This window comes from Streptomyces sp. NPDC005761 (assembly GCF_040630635.1).
Lineage (GTDB): Bacteria > Actinomycetota > Actinomycetes > Streptomycetales > Streptomycetaceae > Streptomyces.
In genome coordinates this window covers 181,538-195,530 of the sequence record NZ_JBEXXX010000006.1, presented here as the reverse complement: position 1 = coordinate 195,530, position 13,993 = coordinate 181,538, and the positions used below count along the sequence as shown (strand labels likewise).

Genomic DNA, 13,993 nt, shown 5'->3' with positions numbered 1-13,993 from the left:
GTCAGCACGTTCGCAGGCCCGCATGGACCACTCCCGCCCGTAGTGCCCGCCCTTGAGCAAATCCGAAGCGTCGACGGACGAGGTCCGCATCCCGGCCGCCTGCCACGCCTCCGTGTCCCCAAGGAAGGAACTCCCGTGCTCTCCTCGCACCGACCACCCCGCTCCGGGAACCGGCGCTCGTCCGCCGGCCGCCCATCGCGGCCCTCCCCCACGACCGCCGGTCACCGCATCCGCGGGGCGGCACGTGCTGTGCTGCCGGTCCTGGCGGTCGTGCTGGGCCTGTCGCTCGCAGCGTCCACGGCCGCACCGTCGTCCGCCGTCGCGTCCTCCGCCCCGGACGCCCGGTCTTCCCGTGCTCTCGCCGCGGCCACCGGCACGCCCCTGGGCACCGGGACCGGCCTCTATCCCCGGGCCGTCCGGCTGGAGCACAACGGAGCCGCCAACGGCCGGGTCCTCGCAAGCGTGGTGACCTTCGACGGCAACAACGGCATCGGTGCCATCCACGAGAGCACGGACGCCGGGGCGACGTTCCGGCAGGTGGGGCGGGTCGCCGACCCGGAGTCGGCGGCCGGGCAGGGGCTGTGCTGCTCGACCTTGTTCGAGCTTCCCCGCCAGGTGGGGGCCATGCCCCCCGGTACGCTGCTGTGGGCCGCATCGGCCGGGCAGGACGAGCCGAACCGGCGTATGGCCCTGCGCATCTGGCGAAGCGGCGACGTGGGCCGCACCTGGTCCTACCTGTCCTCCTGCGCCGCCGCGACCGGGACGGGCGGGCTGTGGGAGCCGGAGTTCTCCGTGGCCGCCGACGGCGCCCTCGTCTGTCATTACGCCGACGAGACGGATGCGGCCCACAGTCAGAAGTTGGCCGCCGCCCGCAGCTACGACGGGATCCACTGGCAGGACCGCCGCAACACGGTGGCCGGCGGCTGGGAACCGGACCGGCCGGGCATGCCCGTGGTGCGCACGCTGCCGAACGGCACGTACTTCATGAGCTACGAGATCTGCAATCCGGGCGGGCAGTATCAGTGCGTCGTGCACTACCGCACGTCTCCGGACGGATGGGACTGGGGCGACCCCGCCTCACTCGGGTTCCGGCCGGAGACCGTGGACGGCAAGTACTTCCGCGCCGCTCCCACCATCGCCTGGGCCCCCGCGCCCGGCGGCGGTCCGAACGGCCGGATCCTGCTGGTCGGCCAGCAACTCCTCAACCGCGACGGCACACCCGCTGCGGACAGCGGGCGCACCCTCCTCGCCAACACGGAGAACGGCACGGGCCCGTGGTACGAGATCGAGGCCCCCGTGCGGGTCCCGGCACCGACCGCGACCTACTGCCCGAACTACAGCTCCCCGCTGCTGCCCTCCGCCGACGGCCGCACGGTGCTTCAGATCGCGACCGACTGGGACGGCGCCGTCTGCCGCCCGTACGTGGCCACCGGCCCGCTCACCGGCAGCGGTGACGCGGCCGGAGCCGTGGACGGGGCGCTGTACCGGCTGGTGAACGCCAACAGTGGCCACTGCCTGGACGTGGCCGGTGACTCCCGTGCCGCGGGCGGCAACGTCCAGCAGTGGACCTGCAACGGTCTGGGTCCGCAGCAGTGGACCCTGCGGGCGCGCGGAGGGGGCGACTTCACGCTCACCGGGCGCAACAGCGGTCACTGCCTGGACGTGGAGAACGGCTCCGCCACGCCCGGCGCGAACGTACGCCAGTGGTACTGCAATGCCCAGGCGGCGCAGGACTGGCGGCTGGAGAACGCCGGACGAGGCTACTACCGCTTGGTGGTGAAGTCCGCCGGGCAGTGCCTGGACGTCGCCCAGGGGTCCCGGACGGCCGGGGCCGACGTCCGGCAGTGGACCTGCAACGGCCAACAGCCGCAGCTCTGGCGGCTCGAACGGGTCTGAGGTACCGCGGTGCCCGCCCCGGTGGGGCGGGCACCGCGCTTTCGTCCCCGTCAGCCGTCCCGCGGCTCCTCGATCGCGGCCGGCCGCAACTGCGCCTCCCGGACGCGGGCGATGTCCAGCTTCGTGCTCCGGTCGAAGCGGTAGACGCCGTTCTGCTCCTGGAAGACGTCGGTCAGCTGGGTGTAGCAGTAGCCGAACATCTCCGGGTCCTCCAGCAGCACGCCGGTGAGGCCGGCGAAGCGCTCGTGGAACTCGTCCTCGGTCCGCACCCGGTCGCCGTAGCCCCAGGAGACGGTACGGTCGCTGCCGGACTCCCCCGCGGCGGCCTCCGGATCCCACCAGATCCCGCCGAACTCGCTGACGAAATAGGGCTGGCCCCTGTACGGCTGCGAGTACGCGGCCCCGCTCTCGTGGGCGTTGACGAAGGGCTCCCCCTTGGCGAGGCCGGACACGAGCTCCCGGAACGCGGCGGGGTCCTGCTCGTAGGTGTGCGAGTCGTAGACGTCGGTCTCCAGGACCCGGTGGGAGTAGCCGGAGGCATCGATCACCGGGCGGGAGGTGTCCATGGCCTTGGTGGCGAGGAACATCGCGCGGGTCACGTCGTCGAGCTGGGTGATGCGGTCGTGGAGTTTCTGATAGGTCTCGTTCAGCGGGCACCAGCCGACGATCGAGGGGTGTGAGTAGTCGCGTTCCACTGCTTCGAGCCACTGGGCGACGAACGAGGCGTCGGGCCGCTGGTTGTCGCCCGAGGACCCGCCGGTCTCACAGCCCCAGTCGCCGAACTCGCCCCAGACCAGGTATCCGAGCCGGTCGGCATGGTGGAGGAAGCGCTCCTCGAAGACCTTCTGGTGCAGTCGGGCTCCGTTGAACCCGGCCTCCATGGCGAGTTCGATGTCACGGACCAGGGCCTCGTCGGACGGAGCGGTCATCAGGCCGTCCGGGTACCAGCCCTGGTCGAGGACGAGGCGCTGGAAGCGGGGGCGGCCGTTGAGGAGCACGGTCCTGCCCCGGACGGAGACGGCGCGCAGGCCTGCGTAGCTTTCGACGGTGTCGGTCACATCGCCTGCTCCATCGAGGAGTTCGAGCCGAAGGCCGTACAGGAAGGGGTCCTCGGGGCTCCATTCGCGGCGCCGGTCCTGTGGGAGGGCCAGGTGCAGACGGGGGGCCAGATCCAGGTCCGCGCGCGTCTCGGCGCGGCAGACCTCGCCCGCGCCGTCGCTGAGGACGGCGCGCACCCGGTGGCCGGGGCGGTTGGACGACAGGGGCAGTTCCAGGGAGAAGGCGGCGCCGGCCAGGTCGGGGGTGATGCGGGGACGGCGGAGGTGGGCATCGGGGACCGGTTCGGCCCAGACGGTCTGCCAGATACCTGTGGTGCGGGTGTAGTTGCAGTCGTGATTGGCGTACTGGATCGCCTGCTTGCCCCGGGCCTGGGGGCCGGCTTTCGGGTCACGGGCGCGGACGGTGATCTCCACCTCCCGGCCGGCCGGGGCGAGGTCGCCGAGGTCGGCGGTGAAGGGGGTGAAGCCGCCCCGGTGGCGTACCACCTCGATGCCGTCGACCCAGACGGTGGTGTCGTGGTCGACTGCGCCGAAGTGCAGCAGTACCCGGCGGCCCGCCCACTCCACGGGCGGGGTGAACCGCCGCCGGTACCAGACGGCTTCCAGGAAGTCGGTGTCGCCGACGCCCGACAGTTCGGACTCGGGGGCGAAGGGAACGAGGATCTCGCCGGTGAGGTCACGGTCCAGGAGTCCTCGTTCGAGACCGCTGTCCCCCTGGTCGGTCTCGAACTGCCAGGTCCCGTTGAGGTTGAGCCAGTCGCGACGCACGAACTGCGGTCGCGGGTACTCCGGACGGGGGACGGAGGGGGTGTGCACAGGGGCTCCAGTCGGATGGTGTGGGCGGCCGGCCGGGCGGCCGGCGCGCGGGCAGGGGGTCGGTGGGGTCAGCTGCCGCCGAGGCCCGTCGTCGCCACGGAGTTGACGATGCGCCGCTGGAAGACGAGGAACATCACGATCAGCGGGAGCGCCGCCAGGAGGGCGGACGCCATGGACTGGGCGTACTGGACGCCGTAGGCGTCCTTGACGGTGGCGAGGCCCACCGGGAGCGTCATGAGGTCCGGGTCGTTGGTGACGACGAAGGGCCACATGAAGTTGTTCCATGCCCCGATGAAGACGAAGATCGCGACAGCGGACACGATCGGGCGGGACAGCGGGAGCACGATCGACCGGAAGACCCGGAGTTCGGAGGCGCCGTCGATACGGGCGGCGTCCTCCAGTTCGCGGGGGATCCCGTCGAAGAAGCGCTTGAGGATGAAGACCATCATGGGGGCGACGACCTGCGGCAGGATGACCGCCGCGTAGGTGTCGACCAGGTGGAACATCGTCATCTGCTCGAAGAGCGGGACGATGAGCAGTTGCGGCGGGACCATGATCGCGGCGACGGTGACGGCGAGGAGGGCGCGCCTCCCGCGGAAGGTGCCCCGGGAGAACCCGTACGCGGCGAGGGTGGAGACGGCGACGGTGAGCACGGTGACCAGGGCGGCTGTCAGCACGCTGTTGAAGGCCCAGGTCGAAACGTTGCCCCGCTCCAGGATCTGCCGGTAGGCGGAGAGGGTGAAGGCTCCCTTGAAGGGGGACAGGCCCGACTTCATCACGTCCTGCTCGCTCTGCACCGACGTGGCGACCGCCCAGAGGAAGGGCAGCAGCCAGACGACGGCGAGGACGGTCAGCGCGGTGGTGGCGAGCACCCGGGGCAGCCGTCCGTGGCCGAGCAGCAGAGGTGAACCGGACTCCTCGCGGTGCGGCCGGCGCGGACGGCGGGCGGGGGTGGAGATCGCGGACACGGTCAGCCCTCCTGACGGAAGAATCGGAGCTGCACGACGGAGACGACGATGACGATCGCGAAGAAGACGTAACTGACCGCCGAGGCGTAGCCCAGCCGGTATCCGGTGAACCCGACGTCGTAGACGTACTCCAGGATCGGGCGGGTGGAGCTGTTGGGCCCGCCCTTGGTGAGGATGTAGATCTGGTCGAACACCTTGAGGGAGGCGAGGACTTGGAGCATGGCGACCAGGACGGTGGTGTGGCGCAGCTGCGGCAGGGTGACGGACCACAGCCGCCGCCAGGCACCGGCGCCGTCGAGCGCGGCGGCCTCGTCGTAGGTGACGGGCAGGGACTGCAGGGCGGCGAGGTAGAGCAGGAAGTTGAAGCCGACCGTCCACCAGACGGTGAGGGCCGCGACGGACCACATCGCCACCGATTCGTCGGAGAGCCAGCCGACGGGCTCCATCCCCAGGGACGTCAGCAGTTGGTTGCCGAGGCCGATGTCGGGCTGGTAGAGCCACGTCCAGATGAGGGTGACCACCGTGACGGGCAGCAGGTACGGGGCGAAGTACGCTAGCCGCCAGGCCCATTGACCGGCGAGCCCGCTGTGCACGAGCAGCGCCATGGCGAGGGCCACCAGGACGAGGGGGACGCAGGAGATCAGGGTGAAGAAGGCGGTGTTGCCGAGGCTGCTCCAGACGTCCGGATCCCTGAACACCTCGGCGTAGTTGGCGAAGCCCACGAACTCGGGGTCGTGGAGGGTGAGGGAGGTGTCGGTGAGGCTCATCCAGAGGCCTTGGACGATGGGCCAGACCAGGAAGAGTCCGAAGAACACCAGGAACGGAAGGACGAACAGTCCTCCGCCTGCTGTGAGGGAGCGCCTGCGCCGGGGCGCGGGCAGGGTTTCGCAGAGTTGCGGTGGCGCCGGGGCTCCGGCGGGCGCGGTGGTGGTCACGATGCGGCTCCTTCGGCTGTCGTCAGGCGACCGGATTGGGCTGGCGCAGCAGGGTGTCCGCTTCCCGGACCATCTGCCGTACCGCCTTCTCGGCGGAGGTGTTGCCGAGCAGCGCCGACTGGAGCGGCTGGCACATGCGGTTCTGGAAGTTGCCACCGGCTCCGGCGAACCAGTTCGGCGGGTCGAGTACGGCGATCTCGCCCGCGGCCGCGTACGAGGACTGGGGATCGAGCTCCGCGTACTCGGGGCGGGACTGCACCGGCAGGTACGCCGGGATGTGCCCGGCGCTCGCCCAGGTCAGGCTCTGCTTGACGATCTCGGCGATGTACCGGTGGGCCTCGCGGCGCCGGGCCGGGTCGGGGTCGTCCTGGTGCGGCAGGACGAAGCTGTGCGAGTCGGCGTAGACGGCCGGCCGGTCGAAGACCTGCGGGAAGGGGGCCGCGCCCAGGTGCTCGATACCGGACTTCCGGAACGTCGGGAGCTCCCACTCCCCCGCCATGATCATGCCGCCGCGGCCGTCCATGAACGCGGCCATCGCGCCGTTGTAGTCGAGGTTGCCGGGGTTGGTGCGACCGTCGAAGAGCTGCTGCATGAAGGTCACGACCTTCACCGCGGCCTCGATGTCGATCTTCGGCGGGCCGCCGTCGGGCAGCGTGAAGGAGGCGCCGGTCTGGGCGTACAGCGCCGCGAACTGACGCCAGCTCTGGGCGGTGTCCGTGACGTGTCCGAAGAGGATGCCGGACTTGCCGGTGACCTCGGCGAGCTTCTTTCCGGCGTCCAGGAACGCCTCCGGCGAGCCCATCGGCGCCAGGTCGCCGGAGGGGTCGAGCAGACCGGCCCTGCCGGCCACGTCCTTGTCGTAGAAGACGATGAAGGGGTGGACGTCCAGTGGGATCGCGTAGACCGTTCCCTGGTGCTGGGCGCGCTTCCACACGGCGGGGGCGAAGTCCTTCTCCGATACGCCGAATTCGGCGAGGAGTTCCAGGTCGACGGGGTCGAGCAGGCCGCCGGGGGCGTATCCGGCCAGACGTGACAGATGCAGCACGGCCACGTCCGAGGCCCGGCCGCCGGCCGCCGACATGGCGAGCTTGGTGTAGTACGACGGGCCCCAGTCCAGGATCGTGCGGTCCACGTCGAATCCGTCGGCACCCCGGGAGACGGCCGCGATCATCTCGTCCATGAGCAAGCCGTCGCCGCCCTGGAAGAGGTCCCAGACCTTCAGCGCGGAGGCCTCACCGGCGCGGGCGGGCGAGGCGCAGCCGGTCAGCGGGCCCGCGGCCAGCAGCGCCGCCGCTCCGGCTGCCCCGTAACGCAGCAGACGGCGGCGGCCGATGCCCGGCGAACGTGCCGGGTCCCAGGCTCCGGGCAGCCCGCGGGCAGGGGGTGCAGAGTTCATCACTGACCTTTCGTCGGCCGGACGACGTGCCCGGCCGACGGCATGGGCCATCGGCACGGCAGCCGTCGGCCGCCCGCGCACATCAGGTGATCCGCGCCGGATCTCCCGGGGCGGTGACCTGTTTTTACATCGATGTACATTGGCTGTAAAGAGCTGCGCCGTTACCCGTGCGGGTTGCTCCCCCGCGTCCACTGCTCCGGCTCCCTCCAGGGCGCGCGGAAGTCGCCACATAGACTCGGCGCGTACCGAGGAGGGGGAGGTCGCGGGTGGCACGGCCGAGGATCAAGGACGTCGCACGGCACGCGGGGGTGTCGGAGAAGACGGTGTCCAACGTGCTCAACGACTACGTCCATGTGTCCGAGCGGACCCGGCGGGTGGTGCAGGAGGCGATCGACCACCTCGGTTACCGCATCAACCTCGCCGGACGGCACCTGCGCAGTGGACGGACGGGCATCATCGCCCTGGTGGTGCCGGAACTGGACGTGCCGTACTTCGCGGAACTGGCCCGCCACGTCGTCCGGGAGGCCGAGAGGCGCTCCCTCACCGTGCTGATCCACCAGTCCGGCGCGGACCGTGAGAAGGAGAAGGCGGCGCTGGCCGGTTTCGGTTCGGACTTCGTGGACGGCGTCATCCTCAGCCCTCTGGCCCTCGCGCCGGAGGACCTGCACGCACACGCCGGACCCCCGCCGACCGTCCTGCTGGGCGAACTGCTGACCGACGGCGCCGACCATGTGGCGATCGACAACGAACGCGCGGCCCGCGAGGCCACCGAGCACCTGCTCGCGCTGGGACGCCGGCGCATCCTCACCGTCGGCGGGCGGGACGACGGGCGCGTCGGCACCGCCCAGGCCCGCACCCGCGGCTACCGCATCGCGCTGGCCGGGGCAGACATCGCCTACGACCCGGCGTCCCTGCTGCCCGTCGAGGCGTTCCACATGAGCGACGGGGCGGCCGCCGTGCGCCGGGTACTGGACGAGGGGGCCCGGCCGGATGCGCTGCTGTGCCTCAACGACCAGCTTGCGCTGGGGGCGTTGAGGGCGCTGCACGCCTATGGCGCCCGGGTGCCCGAGGACGTGGCCGTCATCGGCTTCGACGACGTGGAGGGCGGCCGGTTCAGCGTGCCGTCCCTGAGCACGGTCGCACCGGACAAGGAGGCGATCGCCAGGGTCGCGGTGGACCTGCTCCTGCGCCGCATCGACGAGGCCACGCGCCCGGAGCCCGGGCCGGACGACAGGGGCCGCCCCCGGTCGGTGTCCCCGCAGGACCGCGTCGTGGCACACCGGCTCGTACTGCGCGAGAGCACGGAGGGGGCCGAGCGGCGCGACGGGGAGTGGTGACCCGTCCGGTCTCCCTCGGCAGTGGCGGCCCGCCTCCTTCACCGCCCCGGCGGGTCAGACCGCGCGGCGCCTGCCCTGGTCGTCGCAGGGGATCTGGCCGGCCGGGTGGTGGGCGAGGAAGTCGCGCGTGGCCTGCCGCTGCACCTCGGAGATCGCTGTCGGCTTCACGTCGATGATGCCGCCGAACGGCCGGTCGACATCCCGGATGATGATCAGCATCGTCGTCAGAAGTGCGGTGATCACCGTCAGGGTGATCAGCTGCCCCCGGTTGTTCCTTCGCGGCAGGCAGATACCGAGGGCCATGACGGTGATGACGAGAGTGGCGAGCAGGAACCAGAAGATGGTGCCGGGAATGCTCGCGCTCGCCTGGGTGAGGCGTTCCTCGCGCTCGTCGGAGCGCTTGTTGTCAGCGGCGATCAGCATGCCGAAGACCGGCTCGCCCTCCAACGCGCGGAACGTCCTGCGAAAGTCCGTGGACCAGACGCTGGGCGCCGATGAGCCGTGGCCGTCGGACATGGCCGGCCACTCCTTGGCACGTACGGCGCGGGCGTAGCAGATCGCATCGGCCTGGATCCGCGCCCGCTGCGCCTCCGGGGCGTACTCGGCGGTCTCCACGAGCTGGTCCAGTGCCCGGGCCTCTCCCCGTGAGGCCACCTCGGCCTTGCCGTACGAACCGTTGGCGGTGACCAGCACGAAGGCAAGCAGAAGAACGGTCAGGGTCAGCAGGGGCCCGACGAGATCCTTGACAGCCATACCCGTGTCGTCGTCCTCGCTGAGCAGTCTCGGCCGCAGCCAGCGGTTGGCCGCGAGGCCGGCGAGCAGGGCGATGACTGCGACGACGATGACGAGGACCACGAGGGGCCACCTCCGGTGAAGGGCGTGCGGGGGTATGCCTCTGCCTCGTGCGGGAGCAGGTGCAGGTGCATGAGCTTCATGATCATGTCGTCATCGATGCCACGCGCCGACCGCGAAAACGATCACCCACCTCCTAACGAGGGACCGTCGTTCCGCCAGAAGGTCCCCGACCACCGGCTCGCGTTCCCCTGCCGGCAGGCGCTCCCCATGCCGGCTGGCCTCCGCCGGAGAGCGCGGCCCGATGTGCCCCATCGACGGACCCGGCCGATCCGATGGCACCGGCGCGGCCCGCCTCACCAGCCAAGCTCCGTCCTCCCGGGAGGACCCCCGCTCCGGACATGGGGGCGGGGCCGGAGAGGAGTCTCCGGCCCCGCCCGGGCCGAACGCCCAGGGCCCTCGCGGGCCTCCGCGTTCGCCTTCCCGGAATCAAATCCTGCCGCGTGCCAGCCGGGTCAGCGGGCCCGTCGGTGGCTTGGCCGTCGAGCGCCCGATGGCGAAGGCCGCTCCGGCAACGCTGGCGACCCCGGCCGCGGCTCCGGCGGCAATCGCCTTCCTGTGCTTGACGACGGCCCAGGCCGCGGTGGCCACGCCCGCCGCCTTGGCGGCGTTGGCCGTCACGGCCTGCTGCCCGCTCTGCAGACCGGCGGCCGCGGCCCGCCCGACGCGCCGGGTGGATTCTCCGGCCGCCCGGACGCTGTCCGTTGCCGAGTTCTTCGCGCCCTCGGCCTCCGACTGCGCCCTGTCGGCAGTCGCGGTGGCCTGCTTGCCGGCGGCCGCCGTGGTGGTGTCTGCCGCCTTACGGGCCGAGGCGGCGGACTTGCGAGGGGCGGTGGTCCGGCCCTTGCTCGGGGTGGAATTCTTGGTGTCCTTGTTTTCTGCGGTCATGGCCTCCTCCTTGCCTTGGTTGATGCGATGAAACCTGGGACCGGACGGCTCAGGCGCCGCTCTGCGGAAGCAGGGAGCCGAGCGGCCCCAGGTCGAGATTGAGGTCGTCCATCGTCAGGTCGTAGCGATCACACAGCTCAGTCATACGCTCGTGCAGGATCATCAACGTCATCCCGATGCGCTCCTCCTGAGGCTCACTCAGGTCGCCCTGGTCGACGCGGTGGATCGCGGTGCGCTCCATCAGCTGACGGAGCAGCTCGACGATGGTGAGCACGAGCTTGATGAGATCCCGCTCCACGGTGTCCGGGTCGGTGTGCAGCCGCTGGGACGCAGCCGAGGGGCCACTGTCGTCCGGCTGCGCGAGGCCGAGACCGAACGCCTGCGCCGCGGAGCGCGCTACATCCTCGACCCTCAGGGCGGACGGGCCCGCCACGTCCCGTGCGCACTCGTCGCCGGTCATCATGCCCACCTCCTCGCCCTGGTGCTTTCGTCCGGGTGCGGAACCGGCCCGCGGGCTCACCACGGCGCCGGCTCCTCACCGGTGATCGAGCGGATCACCGCTCGGAGATTGATGTGGACGAGATCCACGTCCGCGATGGACAGGACGAGGTCGCCCGTGAGGACCGCGCCGCCGTTCAACAGGCGGTCCAGCAGGTCGATCAGTGCGACGGGCGGACCTCCGCGGGGCTCGGTCTCGCCGAGGACGCCGCCGATGATGTCCGTGCTCACCCCGCACCACCGCCGCCCGCGCCCTCCGCCACCACAGCCGTGGCGAACGAGTAGGGCGCCCACGGCCCGGTCACCTCGATCGAGACACCGGGGGCGACGTCGGCCAGCGCTGCGAGCTCCCGGCGCAGCTGCTCCGTGTGCTCCCGAGGTACGAGATAGGCCTCGTTGGCCACGTTCACCCCGGCCCGGGAGGCGAGCTGCCCCTGCTGCGGGCGGTGGACCGCCCGCGAGGCGGACAGCCTCTCCGCCAGCTGCGCGGCACGGGCGGCCACATCGGACGCCGCCCTGTAGGCGTCCTGGCTGTTGCGCTGCTGCGCCTGCCGCTGCCGCAGATAGGCGCGACCCGCGCCGGCCCCCGCGGACGGCACGGTGGCCGGCGCCGGCGTCGCCGCTGTGCGGGGGTCGGCGTAGACCTTCACCCCCAACTCGACGTGCCCCTCCAGCCGGGCCAACAGCTCCTGGAACTCGCCGCGTTGCCGAACCAGCATGTCGGCCGCCCTGGTGTCGTCCCGGTAGACCGTGGCCAGCCGCATCGGCAGGACCGAGGTCTCGGCGAACGCGGCGTCCACCACGGCGTGATGGGCGCGGGCGACCGCCTCGAGCCGGTCCAGGTCCTCCATCTGCGCGGTGAGGCCCTGCTCGCTGAACGTGTCCGCGGGCACGGCGGAGACGAGCGCGCACAGCCCTCCCCCGCTGACCGGGCGCAGGGGCCGCCCGTCCACGCCGGGCAGCCGGGAGGCCAGCACGTGCAAGGCGGGGTCGTCGCGGCCGACTGCGTAGACGTACGTCATCTCCGCGTCGCTCGGGCCGGCTGATGCGTTCGGTCGGGCGCTCATCGTTCCTCCTCCCGTTCGGCCCGAGCCGCCGGGCCCCCGGCGTCCGCGGACTCCGTGAGCCCGGCCGCCGACCGCAGACGGGCCAGTTCGGCACGCAGTTGCTCGTTCTCCTCGGCCAGGGCGTCGCCCCCCGGGCGGGCCTCGGCCTCGCGCGCGGGGCGAGCCCTCGACGAGAGCGAGGGATCGTGCTCCCACCAGTCGATGCCCATCTCCTTGGCCTTGTCGACGGAGGCGACGAGCAGGCGCAGTTTGATGGTGAGCAGCTCGATGTCGAGCAGATTGATCTGGATGTCACCGGCGATGACGATGCCCTTGTCCAGCACCCGTTCCAGGATGTCGGCGAGGTTGGCCGACGAGCCCTGCTGCCCGTACGCCGGAGCTGCCCCCCTGGGCGGGGCCGGCAGTCGGCCGGCGAGTGAATCGGACACGGTGTCTCACGCCTTTCGATGGGTGTTGGTGCGGGTCAGGTCAGCGGCCGGCGCCGGCCGTCCGGCGTCGGGAGCGGCGGGCGGGGCGGGGCTCCTCCTCCGCCTCCTCGTCCTGCTCCTCGGCGTCGGCGACGTCCTCGTCAGCGGGCTCGTCCTCCTCGTCCGCGAGCTCCTCCGCCTCCTCGTCCTCCTCCGGCTCCTCCCACTCGTCCTCCGGCTCCTCGTCCTCGTCCACCGGCTCGTCCGCCTCGTCCGCCGGCTTCTCGTCGGCGAGTTCCTCGTCCTGCGGCTCCGCGTCGTACTCGGGATCGACGTCGTCGTGAACCTGCTCGCCCTCGGACGGGTCGTCCTCGCTCGTCCCCTCGTGGGAGTACTCGTCGTCGGTTCCGGCGCCTTCGCTGTTCTGCGCCTCTTCCTCGTCGAGCGCGTCCTCGTGGCTGACGACGACCTCTCCGTCGCGGATCTCACCGCGCCAGCCGTCGGTGGCCTCGCCGCGCATCATGATGAACTTGCGGTAGAGCTTGAGGTCGAGCCGGGCACGGCGGCCCTGGGCGCGCCAGATGTTGCCGGTCTTCTCGAACAGGCCCTTGGGGAAGTACTCGAGGACCAGCAGGACACGGGTGAGGTCGTCGGTGATGGCGTGGAAGGTGACCACACCCTTGACGGTTCCCTTGGCGCCCTCGGTCGTCCAGGTGATGCGCTCGTCGGGTACCTGCTCGGTGACGTTCGCCTTCCAACTGCGGGTGGACTTGGCGACCTTCACCTTCCAGTTGCTGGTGGTGTCGTCCGCCTTCTCCACACTCACGACGCCCTTGGCGAACGAGCTGAACTCCTGGAACTGGGTCCACTGGTCGTACGCCTCGCGGACCGGAACGCCGACGTCGATGTCCTCGACGACGGTGACACTCTTCGACTTGCCACCGCCGGATTTGCGTCCCTTGCCGAACAATCCCTTGACCTTGCTCTTCACGGTGTCCTTGAGGTGGGAGGCGCCCGCGGTCAAGGCGGCCTGGCCGGGCGACTTGCCTTCGCCGAAGGCCTGTCCGCCCTTGGCGAGGCTCTTGAGGGCGCCGCCCCCGCTGCCCGGCTCGGCGAGCTTGGCCACCGACTCGCCCAGGCGGTGGCCGAGCTGCGTCACCGCGTGTTCGGCGCGAGCCCGCACGTAGTTCTGCAGCTCGTCCTTGAGCCGGTCGGTCGCAGGGCTCTTGGCCACGTCGTTCTTGATACTGCCGAGTGCGGAGTCAGGCATTGCCGCCTCCCCGGGCCTTGCGGGCGCCGGACGCCGCGGTCTTACGGGCGGCTCCGGTGCGCTTGCGCGCAGGGGCGGAGGTCTTGCCCGCGCTCCCGGACCGGCTGGTGCCCGAGGAGGACCGGCTCTTCGAGGCGGTCCTCGAGGCGGCCTTCGAGTCGTTCGCCGCGGACTTGCGGGGGGCGGGCTTGCGCTTCTCGCCCTCGCCCGATTCCTGGTCCTCGTCCTGGTCCGTCGGGGCCTCGTCGTCGACCTCGTCGTCGGGCTCTTCGTCGACGACGCCCCCGGCCCCCAGGGCCTGGGTGCGCTGTTGCAGCGAGTCGGCCAGGCTGCCGGCCCGTTGGGTGACGGCCTTGGTCGCCGCTGTCCTGGTGGCGTCCACCAGCTCCTTGCGCACCTGGTCGTTGAGCGAGCCCAGCACCGGGGAGTCGGCGAGCATTCTGCCGATCTGCCGGGGGTCGAAATCGATCCTCTTGCCGAGCAGGAACATCCCGAACCCCACGGCGAGTTTCGCCTTCTTCGTACGCCCCAGCAGGTATCCACCCACCAGAGCCGCGCCTATCTTGACGTTCTTCGTCATCTGGGTTGCACCTCGGATCTCCCCC

At 71.1% G+C, this 13,993-nt stretch carries 14 protein-coding genes; 2 read left to right on the top strand and 12 right to left on the bottom strand.

From position 1 onward, the window contains the following. The first annotated feature begins 249 nt into the window (after nucleotides 1-249). On the top strand, nucleotides 250-1,896 hold the full coding sequence (locus ABZ434_RS08705) for an RICIN domain-containing protein (protein ID WP_359133170.1): 1,647 nt from the start codon (nucleotides 250-252) through the stop codon (nucleotides 1,894-1,896). A 50-nt stretch (nucleotides 1,897-1,946) separates the two neighbouring features. On the opposite strand, the gene ABZ434_RS08700 is transcribed toward ABZ434_RS08705, so the two are convergent. From ABZ434_RS08700 to ABZ434_RS08685, 4 genes are all read right to left on the bottom strand, one after another. Next, nucleotides 1,947-3,770 carry a sugar-binding domain-containing protein gene (locus ABZ434_RS08700; protein WP_359133168.1) on the bottom strand — a complete coding sequence of 608 codons (1,824 nt, stop codon included), beginning with the start codon at nucleotides 3,768-3,770 and terminating at the stop codon, nucleotides 1,947-1,949. A 68-nt stretch (nucleotides 3,771-3,838) separates the two neighbouring features. Then, nucleotides 3,839-4,738, bottom strand: coding sequence for a carbohydrate ABC transporter permease (locus tag ABZ434_RS08695; protein WP_359133166.1), 900 nt, complete (start codon nucleotides 4,736-4,738; stop codon nucleotides 3,839-3,841). Between the two features lie 2 nt (nucleotides 4,739-4,740). Further along, on the bottom strand, nucleotides 4,741-5,619 hold the full coding sequence (locus tag ABZ434_RS08690) for a sugar ABC transporter permease (RefSeq protein WP_359133273.1): 879 nt from the start codon (nucleotides 5,617-5,619) through the stop codon (nucleotides 4,741-4,743). Nucleotides 5,620-5,695: 76 nt separating this feature from the next. Beyond that, on the bottom strand, nucleotides 5,696-7,069 hold the full coding sequence (locus ABZ434_RS08685) for an extracellular solute-binding protein (protein ID WP_359133164.1): 1,374 nt from the start codon (nucleotides 7,067-7,069) through the stop codon (nucleotides 5,696-5,698). Nucleotides 7,070-7,335: 266 nt separating this feature from the next. Here ABZ434_RS08685 and ABZ434_RS08680 point away from each other — a divergent pair, with 266 nt between their 5' ends. Further along, nucleotides 7,336-8,406 carry a LacI family DNA-binding transcriptional regulator gene (locus ABZ434_RS08680; RefSeq protein WP_359133162.1) on the top strand — a complete coding sequence of 357 codons (1,071 nt, stop codon included), beginning with the start codon at nucleotides 7,336-7,338 and terminating at the stop codon, nucleotides 8,404-8,406. A gap of 54 nt (nucleotides 8,407-8,460) precedes the next feature. Here the strand turns inward: ABZ434_RS08680 and ABZ434_RS08675 are convergent, their stop codons facing one another. The 8 genes from ABZ434_RS08675 to ABZ434_RS08640 all read right to left on the bottom strand — a co-directional run bounded on the left by ABZ434_RS08675 (nucleotide 8,461) and on the right by ABZ434_RS08640 (nucleotide 13,968). Then, complete coding sequence (locus ABZ434_RS08675) at nucleotides 8,461-9,261, bottom strand: hypothetical protein (protein ID WP_359133160.1); 801 nt, start codon at nucleotides 9,259-9,261, stop codon at nucleotides 8,461-8,463. 426 nt (nucleotides 9,262-9,687) lie between these two features. Next, nucleotides 9,688-10,146, bottom strand: coding sequence for a hypothetical protein (locus ABZ434_RS08670; RefSeq protein WP_359133158.1), 459 nt, complete (start codon nucleotides 10,144-10,146; stop codon nucleotides 9,688-9,690). Between the two features lie 49 nt (nucleotides 10,147-10,195). After that, nucleotides 10,196-10,609 carry a gas vesicle protein K gene (locus ABZ434_RS08665; protein WP_359133156.1) on the bottom strand — a complete coding sequence of 138 codons (414 nt, stop codon included), beginning with the start codon at nucleotides 10,607-10,609 and terminating at the stop codon, nucleotides 10,196-10,198. A 53-nt stretch (nucleotides 10,610-10,662) separates the two neighbouring features. Beyond that, nucleotides 10,663-10,875, bottom strand: coding sequence for a gas vesicle protein (locus ABZ434_RS08660; RefSeq protein WP_359133154.1), 213 nt, complete (start codon nucleotides 10,873-10,875; stop codon nucleotides 10,663-10,665). After that, on the bottom strand, nucleotides 10,872-11,711 hold the full coding sequence (locus ABZ434_RS08655) for a GvpL/GvpF family gas vesicle protein (protein ID WP_359133152.1): 840 nt from the start codon (nucleotides 11,709-11,711) through the stop codon (nucleotides 10,872-10,874). Before ABZ434_RS08655 ends, ABZ434_RS08660 begins: the two co-directional genes overlap by 4 nt. Further along, nucleotides 11,708-12,139, bottom strand: coding sequence for a gas vesicle protein (locus tag ABZ434_RS08650; RefSeq protein WP_359133150.1), 432 nt, complete (start codon nucleotides 12,137-12,139; stop codon nucleotides 11,708-11,710). Before ABZ434_RS08650 ends, ABZ434_RS08655 begins: the two co-directional genes overlap by 4 nt. A gap of 40 nt (nucleotides 12,140-12,179) precedes the next feature. Continuing rightward, a complete protein-coding gene (locus tag ABZ434_RS08645) occupies nucleotides 12,180-13,388 on the bottom strand; it encodes an SRPBCC family protein (RefSeq protein WP_359133148.1) in 1,209 nt (402 codons plus the stop codon). Continuing rightward, complete coding sequence (locus ABZ434_RS08640; protein WP_359133146.1) at nucleotides 13,381-13,968, bottom strand: hypothetical protein; 588 nt, start codon at nucleotides 13,966-13,968, stop codon at nucleotides 13,381-13,383. The genes ABZ434_RS08645 and ABZ434_RS08640 overlap by 8 nt, the downstream gene beginning before the upstream one ends. Nucleotides 13,969-13,993: the final 25 nt, after the last annotated feature.

Bases quoted from the DNA above. Each gene is read 5' to 3' on its own strand.
- ABZ434_RS08685 (WP_359133164.1), bottom strand. From the start codon at position 7,069: ATGAACTCTGCACCCCCTGCCCGCGGGCTGCCCGGAGCCTGGGACCCG.
- ABZ434_RS08670 (WP_359133158.1), bottom strand. From the start codon at position 10,146: ATGACCGCAGAAAACAAGGACACCAAGAATTCCACCCCGAGCAAGGGC.
- ABZ434_RS08665 (WP_359133156.1), bottom strand. From the start codon at position 10,609: ATGATGACCGGCGACGAGTGCGCACGGGACGTGGCGGGCCCGTCCGCC.
- ABZ434_RS08655 (WP_359133152.1), bottom strand. From the start codon at position 11,711: ATGAGCGCCCGACCGAACGCATCAGCCGGCCCGAGCGACGCGGAGATG.
- ABZ434_RS08645 (WP_359133148.1), bottom strand. From the start codon at position 13,388: ATGCCTGACTCCGCACTCGGCAGTATCAAGAACGACGTGGCCAAGAGC.
- ABZ434_RS08640 (WP_359133146.1), bottom strand. From the start codon at position 13,968: ATGACGAAGAACGTCAAGATAGGCGCGGCTCTGGTGGGTGGATACCTG.